The sequence below is a fragment of the Azospirillum mesophilum genome (assembly GCF_053470405.2).
The window spans coordinates 19,173-28,399 of record NZ_JBPXMQ020000061.1 but is presented as its reverse complement, the minus strand read 5'-3'; the positions used below and the strand labels follow the sequence as shown (position 1 = coordinate 28,399).

General features: G+C 58.5%; 1 protein-coding gene. It reads right to left on the bottom strand.

Translation table 11 applies throughout. The features are described from left to right. Positions 1–98: 98 nt before the first annotated feature. On the bottom strand, positions 99–9,077 hold the full coding sequence (locus tag ACSVC7_RS30415; protein ID WP_448208234.1) for a hypothetical protein: 8,979 nt from the start codon (positions 9,075–9,077) through the stop codon (positions 99–101). Positions 9,078–9,227 lie beyond the last annotated feature (150 nt).

The window sequence follows — 9,227 nt, the reverse complement described above, 5'->3', positions numbered from 1 at the left end:
TCACGTCCGGCCAACCAAACGCAACACCGGATCGCCAACCACCCCCAATGCGCGCAGCGCCTCGACAACAGCCCAGGCTCAGCCAGCCCCGTGAGTAGTTACGTAACATCATAGCACAGCCGCAGAACCGGCGGCCCACCCAACTTTCGGTTGAGGCTATACGCCCACAGGTGCAGCCGAAGTGATGCTCGGACGCAACCGGCACCCTTAGGAAAAGCAGATTCGGTCTGGGACACCAGAGAATTCACGAGTTTCGCCAATGCTCCAGCGTCACAAATGATTTCGGTGGCAGACGCCACGGGAGTCTCGGCCCGCAAGTGTCCTATTCCACCGAGAGTCACCATATGATTGATGGTGATGGCCAGCCTGCAGGCGGGAATCGCGGCCGTGCCGCCGAACAGAGTTTGGATGGCCTCGTGCACGGTAGTCCGCAGTTCTCCGCTCCTGGGGAATGCGCTGTCCGGGCGCCTTCGCTCCGCGGCCACGGGTGTGGGAAAGCTCGCCGGACCGTGCGTTACCGCGAATGCCTCCGCAAGGGCACCAGCCTTACTGTCGACCGGTGTTGGTGAGGAAACCGACAGGGCCGTCAAGGCATCCGGCCTGTCGAACAGGTCCAGATGCCTCCAGGTGAAGTGCAGGTCGATCGCAGTGTCGGCAGGCCAATCGATGGGAATTTCCCAGGTTTCGGCATCCCGGTTCTCCTGCCGGTGACTGACCGTTTTCGGGAACCGTGGGTCATCCCAAGTGATGTCCGGTGGTTCCTTTCCGATTATCGTGAGACTCGTCACCCGATCCGCAGTGCCGCCCACGCTGATTTTGTACTGCAGAACATCACCGCTCATCCCGGTGGCCGGTTTGTTCCAATTGCGGGCGACCTTCCCGGCGATCCGAGCCAGTGTGTCCAGCGCGTCGGGCAGGCGTGTGCCTTCCTGAAGCGGCCCACCCAACGCCGCCAGCACCGAGTCCATCTGAGGGGCGAGCACATCGTATTGGGCCAGGGCTGCCCAGGCTGAGTCATTGTTGGTGGCTTCCGCAGCGGAACCAAAGCCGATTTGCAACCAGTACCGCTCATTAACCTGCGGCACTATCCGGAATTCGGCGGCGTAATCCCACGTTGAACCGGCGCCGGTCCGGTCGGAGATCATGTTGTGGCCGATGGCCAAGGGTGTTGCCGGTGCCGCGGCATGAGGCAGGGTCAGTGTGTGCCTCCCCAGGTCGTGGACTATCGGCTGGAGGAAATGCAACCAGTGGGACGCGACGTAACCATGACTGTCGTCGACCGGCATGATGTCGTGTTCCATCTGCTCGATTGTCAATTTCAGCTCTTGAACCTCGGCCGCAGCCGTCCGCGCGGCGGTCCGATACACGGGTACATCCAAAGTTTCTGTGCCGTTGCCGAGGGAAAGCTTCGCCGGCCCGAAGGTGGGAAGGGAAGTATCGGCGTCCCTTGCGGTGGACTTCGAATTTACCCGACCCGCAGCCTCCGGTATCGGCCTAACCAGACGCAACGTTCCGCAATCCCACTGCATGGGCGGCAGTTCCACCCCAGGATTGAACAGTCCGAAACGCGTCACGAAGCCCGTTGTCAACATATCATCCAGACTGGACATTCCCAGCCTGATCGACAGTTGCCGGAGCGTCATGCGCCGCGTCAGCATAACCCTGGCGCCGTTCCACTCCGCCTCGCCGTTGGGCAGCAGCAAGCCCGGCACATCGGCCAGCAGTTCGATCTGATCCCGCTTAGTGTGGGCGTTCACGTTCAGGTCTTGCAGCAAGACCTTGACCGGCTTCAGAACGACGAGTGTCGTTTCCGGCTTAAGACAACGCGCGGACAAGTGGTCTGCAACGAGATGGTGCGCCGTGGCATACCCTGTCAACTTGGCCCAGTCGTCCAGGTCCGCTGCAGCACCTCCTCCAGGAGCGCGAGAAACCTTTTCAGCAAAAGGCCAGATGGAAGGGTCAACGATACCGGGCACCGACCTCAGGTTCAGAACCAGCACATGCAATGGCGCGTCGATATTTTCCCTTTCGAGCAGATCCTTGAAAGATATCCTTCGAGAGAGCTTCACATTTCTCCGTACCAGCGGCACCGGCGTGCCGCCCTTGAACAGTCCGTCCGGTGCCTTGAGCAGAGCGATGCGGGGATCTCCGGGGCTCGGTCCGCCGAGGCATGCCAGGAGCCCGCGCAGGGTCATGCCCGGTTCGACGACTGCGGATCGGTGTTTCCATGCAATTTTGGCCCCGGGATTCAGCAGGTTGGGAATGTCGGCCAGCAAGGCAGACATAGCCGCAACCGTTGCGCCCCAGTCCTTCTGCAACTCTCTCCATCCGATTTTGTCGCCATCCGGTGTCTTGCAGGAGAACCAATTCGGCCAGACGTCGTTCGGCTTCCAGCGGATGAATTCGCGGGGTCCGCCCGGCTTGGCGCCGAAACCCGACGATAGTGTTACCGGCACCTGAAGCATGAGTTCCAGGCTGTGAACCCGGGAGATATCGGCCAGCAGTTCCTGGCGGAACCGTTCGCGGGCAGCGGAAAGCGCCGGTGTCGGTCGGCCACTCTCGCACAGGCCGTTTCCATCCAGCTCGATCAAACGCTCCGCCAAGCCGTCGGCCAACAGGCGCTTGGCCTGCATCAGCGCGGTATAGGCTTGATCGTTGTATGCGAGGGTTGCCCCAGCTCGATCCGGCGACAGGCACCGCTCCAGCGTGGCGAACAGATGGCGCGCCGCCCGTTCCAGCATTTCGGCGTCGGCGACAATACGGGAAACCGGGCCGTCCGGCAGGCCGGTCTGCGCGTTCAATCCCTGTACCGCAACATGAATGCCGCCGCGCGGGACAGCCAACGGCGGCACGGCAAACCGGCGGGACGCATCCCACTTGGGTCTGCCCGGTCCAAGGCCGGCTTTTTCAAGATTGACCGCAACGAAGCTGCGCCGACCATGCTTGGACCGGCCCAGCGCCAGTGCGAAGCGGTCGCCCAGGACTTCGGCGAAGCCCTTGGTGAAACGGCTCAAGCCAGCTTCGGGAGAATCCGCGTGAATCCAAGGCGGTACTCGGTCAACGCAGCATCCGGACGCCGGGAAGTCTGGGTGGAACTGACCCTTCGGACGTTTCAGCACGACCTCGACCTCCATCGGGACCGTCGCCTTGGAGTAATCCGGCATCAGTCTCAATTGCGCGGCCAATGGACGGAGTGGGTCGTTGTTGGGGTTCATTCTCATATACGGCAGCGAGGTCTTGTCCGCCTGCTGCGCAGCCTTCAGGTAAAGGTAGGCGTTCTTGGCCAGGTTCACCAACTTTCGTAAGAACTCTTCTTCCGCCGGGGTCCTCCACGATGCTGAACACCTGCCATCCTGCTCAAGAGAGCAACGCACTTCCAGGCTGATACCAGGTTGCATAATTTGGTAGTACACGGCCCTATACAGCTCTATCGCCCTTTCTATCTTGTCATGGCGATCGAATTCCGCATGGTTGAAGAAGACCTGTATCGTCAGCCCCGGCCCCTGGGGATCCGAACGGCCTAGGTGGTAGCCCCAGATCAAGCCGGGCCACTGTCCCGGCCCGATCAGGTTGTCAGAATATTTGAGTGTGATGTGTTTGATGTCGGCGCGGGGATTTTCGGAGTTCGGGGCGGCTGCCAATTCGTTGCCGAACCCGTCGAAGAAGGAGAGTTTCAGTTTGGCTTCGGCACCCTCGGCAATCCCGCGGTACGGGTCGTCCGCCAGATCGGGCAAGCCGATCGAAAATTCCCGGATGGAACTCTGCAAGACATAAGGCGCTACCCGGACCACAGGGTTGTACACCCACTTGCTGGGATCATTCTCCATTGTCGCGGGGGTCTCCGGGATCGGCTCGGGACCCTTTCTGATTTTATCGGAGCTTTCCAGGCGGACGCCCAAAAGGCTGAACAGGGTCTGCGCGCGGACCTGATCATCCGACAGGCGAGCCGTCCGGCCAGGAATGTCACGGCGCACGGTAAGTCCCACATAGCCAGGGGGCAGGGTCGGCAAACTGCACTGTGGCGGGCGACGCAGACCAACCTTCTCCACCGGCGTCACGATCAGTGGCAGAGCAGCCTCGGCCGCCGTCTCATGGCCGATCATGACGTTGTGGAAATCGCGCAACTCACACCAGCAAGCATTGTCCTGCGCCACGGCCAGCAACCAGATCGTGCTCTCGTCGCCCTTTGCGAACAGCTCCGGTGGAAATCCTTGGCCACGGCGGTCGAGGCACCGCAGGAGGAAGCCGCCACCCGTGGTGGCGGCCCGCCAGACCATGCGGATAAAGCCTGATGGCTGCGCCATGGGGGCGGAAAATTCTGTCGCCTGAAAGTCGCGATCGGCCAATTCCCCCGCGATGACCGTGGCGGATGGCAGCGGATCGGCGACCGTCAAGGTCGACAAACCGGTTTGAAGGATCATGCTGGCATCGCGATCCAGTTCGATCGACACCAGTTGCACAGGATCATCCTTCCTGGCGTAAAGCAGGAACAGATCCGCCATCCACCCGCCGGGATCGGCAACGTCCTGCCACAGTGCCAACAGTCGGTCGCGATCCGGTTCCTGCGCGGGACAAAGCACGGCAATGCTGTCCATGGCCGTCCGGCGAAGCGTCAAAGGCACAAGGCTGGCCCACGCCCAGGAGGCAGTTCTCAGATCCACTCCGTCCCGCCGCAGATCGAATCCGTCCGCCGGCCAGCGGTCGAGATCGGGAAGATGTTGCAGGAACTGCCGGGGAAACTCCCGCAGCGTGAAGAACTTCTTTTCCTCGGCAACAGGACCTGGGGAAACCGCGTTGCCGAACCCGAAGCGCGGGCCGGATTGCCATGTCCGGGCCTTTGCCAGGGCGAATGCGAAGGGGCAAGACCGGCGTGGCGGCTGCACTTCGGGACTACGCGGATCCAGTTCGATTTCGGGCCAGGGGAGAGTGTGATTCCGAGGGTAATGAGCCGAAATGCGACTATGGCCAATAACGGTGGGAACACTGAGTTGATAACTGCTTATCCCGGTGTTCAACGACATCTGCTGCCTCGTCACCACGGTGTAGGGCCAGAGGTCGGCATCGGAACCCGCAACGTGAGGAATGCGGGCTCCGCCCATCATGCAGGCCGAAACCATGCCTGCGATTCGGTGAAGCTGCGGCTCGATGGCAGAACTGAAGATTTCCTCAACCGATACCGCTTGTTTGCCATCTCCTGTCTTCGATGCTTCGTTACGAGAATACCACTCAAGAGCATATTTTGCCACTTCACGCATAACTGTTACAACGTAGTCGCGGAAGAACAAGGTATGTATGTTTTGAGCAATCTGAACAGGATCCTTCTTTTCCAGTGCCGCACCCCGGGCCACCAGAATCCGGTCTTTCCACGCGCTTGTCACGGGCGTGATCATATCCCGGTAAAGTAGAGGTATGTTATTCTGATATTCCCATGTAGATGCCTCCAAAAATTGACCGTTAGGTATAATTGTAAAGGCTACCCAATTTCTTGAAGGACGGACACTTGCGGACAAATCAACGGGATAAGTTTGGACATTGAAAAAACTATTAAACTCCGTCGCGATGACATTCGCAACGAGTTTCCCGCCATTGAAACGTCTATTGCTTTGTGGAAAGCAGTTTTCTTTGAATAGCACATTGAGGTATGCGACTGTTTTCTCAAGATCTTCCTTGTTTGACAACGGTATCGGTGTGAAAAAGGGGAGTTCATTAACGAGTAGAATCATCCACTCCAGGATACCTCTGACCAATGCCGGGAAGCCATGCTCTCTGTCTTCCATATTCAGGATCGGCATCAGGACAACAGCTTTGTCCGATCCAGACCATGTCTCCACCGGCATTATCTCGACTTTCAAGAACCGCTTCTTGAAGCTGATTTGGGAGTCGGTCTGATTGCTTGGCTTCCTTTCGGGCAGCGCTGGCGGGTCATTCATCAACTTAATCCAAGGCGGAGTCTGTCGCTCGCCGAAGGACAGGTCGATGGACGCGTCCATGTCGAAGGACTTGTCTATGCTGATGAACCCGATTCTGACGGACGCGGAAGCCGCAACCCTCGCCCGAAACAGGATTGTGGTGGGAGCGAAGGATTCCAGGATCATGGTTACGGCCGCGCTGGCCGCGACTGAGACCCTGACGCTGAGCACCTCCAGATCGATCTCGCCCTCGATATGCCCGGTCATCGCCGCGACGCCGACCACTCGATAGTAAGGAGTGTTGGTGAGTTTATCGTTTTCATCGATGAAGGCGGCGTAATAGCCGTCCAGCATGGCCGTCAGGCCGACGGTCACGCTGCCCTTTAGGGGACCCCAGGAAAACTCCTTGCGCGTGCCGGCTGTCAGTCCAATCCCGAAGCGCAGGATCGGATCGAAGCGCCCCACCTTCGGTATCAGGGCATTCGCCGCGACCGATCCGCTGAAACGCTCCAGAAGGAACCCGCCGCGACCCGACCAGGTCGGCAGGTCGATCGCGAAACTCCTGGAGAAATCGCCGTTGGCGGGAAAGCCGAGATCGACGCTGAAATCGCCATTCGTATAAACGTCGGCGGATATCTCCCCAATGGTCAGGACCGTCCGGCCCAAATCCATGCGTCTTAAGTTGTCCGGAACGATGAAGGTGCCGTGGAACACGCCTATGTTGTCGCTCAGCCGACGATAGGAAAGCTCAAATCCCAGGCCGGCCAGTTTGCCGGCCCTCTCACCCTTCAACACGACTTTCGCGCCGTAGAAATCCGGATCGCGGAACAGCACGCTCACCGAAACCGTACTCTTCACTGTAGCTTCGAGGGCGAAAAGGAACCCGTTCGATCCGTCATAGCCTGGAAAGCCGAGGGCGACGGCCGGTCCGGGTGGCGTGCTGGTCCCGTTCTTTTTCGGCGGCAGCAGTTTCGTTCGGTAAAGTTCGATTCCGGCCTCCACCGTGCGCGGCACGTCGGATCCAATGGCGATCCGGCGGCCGACTGCCAGGAACCGCACGTCCAGTATTGCCGGATTCGGCATCGGTGGGGTTGTTTGGGACATCGCGTCCCAGGACAGGGCGTTGCCCTGATCCGGGCTGAAAGACCTACCCAGGACATCACAACTAAGCGTTGCCTGCAATGAACTCTTGCCGCCTTTGCGGCGATAGACCATGCCGAATCCTTTGATGTTCACCCCCGCAATCTCTTTTGGGATGATCGTACACTCGAACGACACGGCGCCAGCGTCCGTATTCACCGTTACGCCAAAGCTCTTCAAGTTGATTTGCTTCAGCGCCTCTCCCAGGGTGCCCGACAGCTTTTCCGACAGTTTCGTACCGGGGACAATGTGTTCCGCGATCGCGTCGAGGAGGTCGACCAGAGGGACGTCTTTTTTTGCCGGGTTTGCCGGCCATCGGAGCGACAAATTCCCTTTACGGAGTTTTGCCATCAGCTCGAAGCCGCCGAGTTTAAGCTCGACATCGATTTGCTTTGCCGCTTTGCCGAACGCATAAACGACGTTGAACACCATATCCCCGATCAGAAGGCGGCCTAGGACGGTTCCGGAAATCGCGGATGCCCCTCCCTCCTTCCTGATCGCCACATCGGCGGCAATCGCAAAGGGAAGCTCGTCAGGCTTCCATGCCACGTCACAGGAGAAACTCCAGCCGCCAACTCCGCCGAACGTCACGCTGCCCGCCAGTTCTTCGATCTCGACAGCCTTCAACTCGTCCGGAATCCTCCAGTCGCTGTTGAAATGCGCCACAAGTTCACCGACGGTCAGCGGCGAATCCCGGTGACAGCGCAATGCGCCGGCCAATGTCAGCCCGGCATCTGTACCGGAAGAGGAAGAGTAGGTCCCGGACAGGATCAATACAGTCGATGCCACCTCATACGAAAGACTCAAAGAAAAATTCCGGGATCTTTCCAGACACTCGATATCGAGTCGACCACCGAAAAACTGGATCGGACCGTCCGAGGAGCATTCGCTGCCGACCTCGACCCGGAAGGAGAAATAACCTTTGGCTATGGAAAGGCTCAACTCCTCGACAGTGATATTCTTCAGCCGATCAAGCCATTTTGGCCGATTGGATCCTGGCAAGATGTCCGCGAGCACATCCGCCAAATTCGGCAATGTCTTGATGATTTTGTCATCGGGAATCACGCCCTCGGCGGGAAGTTCGCAACCAGGCGTAAGAAGCACGGCATCGAACTCATAGTGCGGGGCAAACAGAAACATCCCGAACTTGAGTTTACCGATGTCGAGTAAGCCGCTGACCAGCCCGCCGTAACCGATAAGTTTGCTGGAGCCTCCGCCCGTGCCCTGGAAGCCGAAGTATGCCCATATCGTGAAGCTCACCTCGGACAGGACGATCGCGTTTTCAGCCACGCCATGAATAAGGGCGCCGGGTTTCACCTCACGGTTCACCCCTACTGAGATTTCGATGCTGTTCAGTTTGGGAGGAAGCGAAGGTTCGAAATGGATGCCGACCCCCTTTATGCTCAGAGGCAGGCTTTTAACCGATTTTTCCAGTGAATCTGGCCAAGGCAGACTATCACGGCCAGTCAGTTCTTTGATCACATTTCGGATTTGTTTTTGATCTTTGCCGATCTTATCAGTTTTGACCGACAGATACCAGGATGACCCTTCAATGGTCCCCTTAATGTCGAATTCGGTGCCGCCGACGTGAAGCCTCGCCAAGAGAACCGTGCATTCGGGCGTAACCGTCAGACTGACCGGCCTTAGTGCGATCTTGGGCGACGCATGACTCGTGTCTTTGTCGCCGGTCCCGCAGTTCAGCGTGAATTCTTTCACTTTTTTATCGGCAAAGACGACAGTGCCCTTGGCCTTGCCGTCAGGGAACAACCGCTCAATGCTGTTGCCCAAGCCGGTGGACGGTTTGATGACAGCCGAAAAATCCCAGACATCGTTGCCGGTGGACGGCGTGAACTCCCCATGCCTGAATGTGAGCGGTGAAGGTTTCGGGGCGTCCGTGCTTGCTGCCGGCTCAGAGTCGGGCCCACCCTTCCAGTCCGCAAATAGGTCCGTGAGGGCCCATCCGGATTGCGGCGCCGTCCTGGCCGGCTTCGTCCCGTTCTGATGGTTCGATGAAGAGCTGCCCGTCATAGTGCTTCATCCAAGTTGCGGTCGTCCACGTGATCGCGTGGGATTTCCTTGTTTCAAAAACGTCTTCCACATGTGTTCATGTAAGAAAACGGGATCAGTTATTTCTGAGAATTTTTTCCAATCCGACGATGATGCAGAAATATTATGAAA

What these genes read in the sequence shown, in the direction of transcription:
- ACSVC7_RS30415 (WP_448208234.1), bottom strand. Translation starts at nt 9,077, where the DNA reads ATGACGGGCAGCTCTTCATCGAACCATCAGAACGGGACGAAGCCGGCC.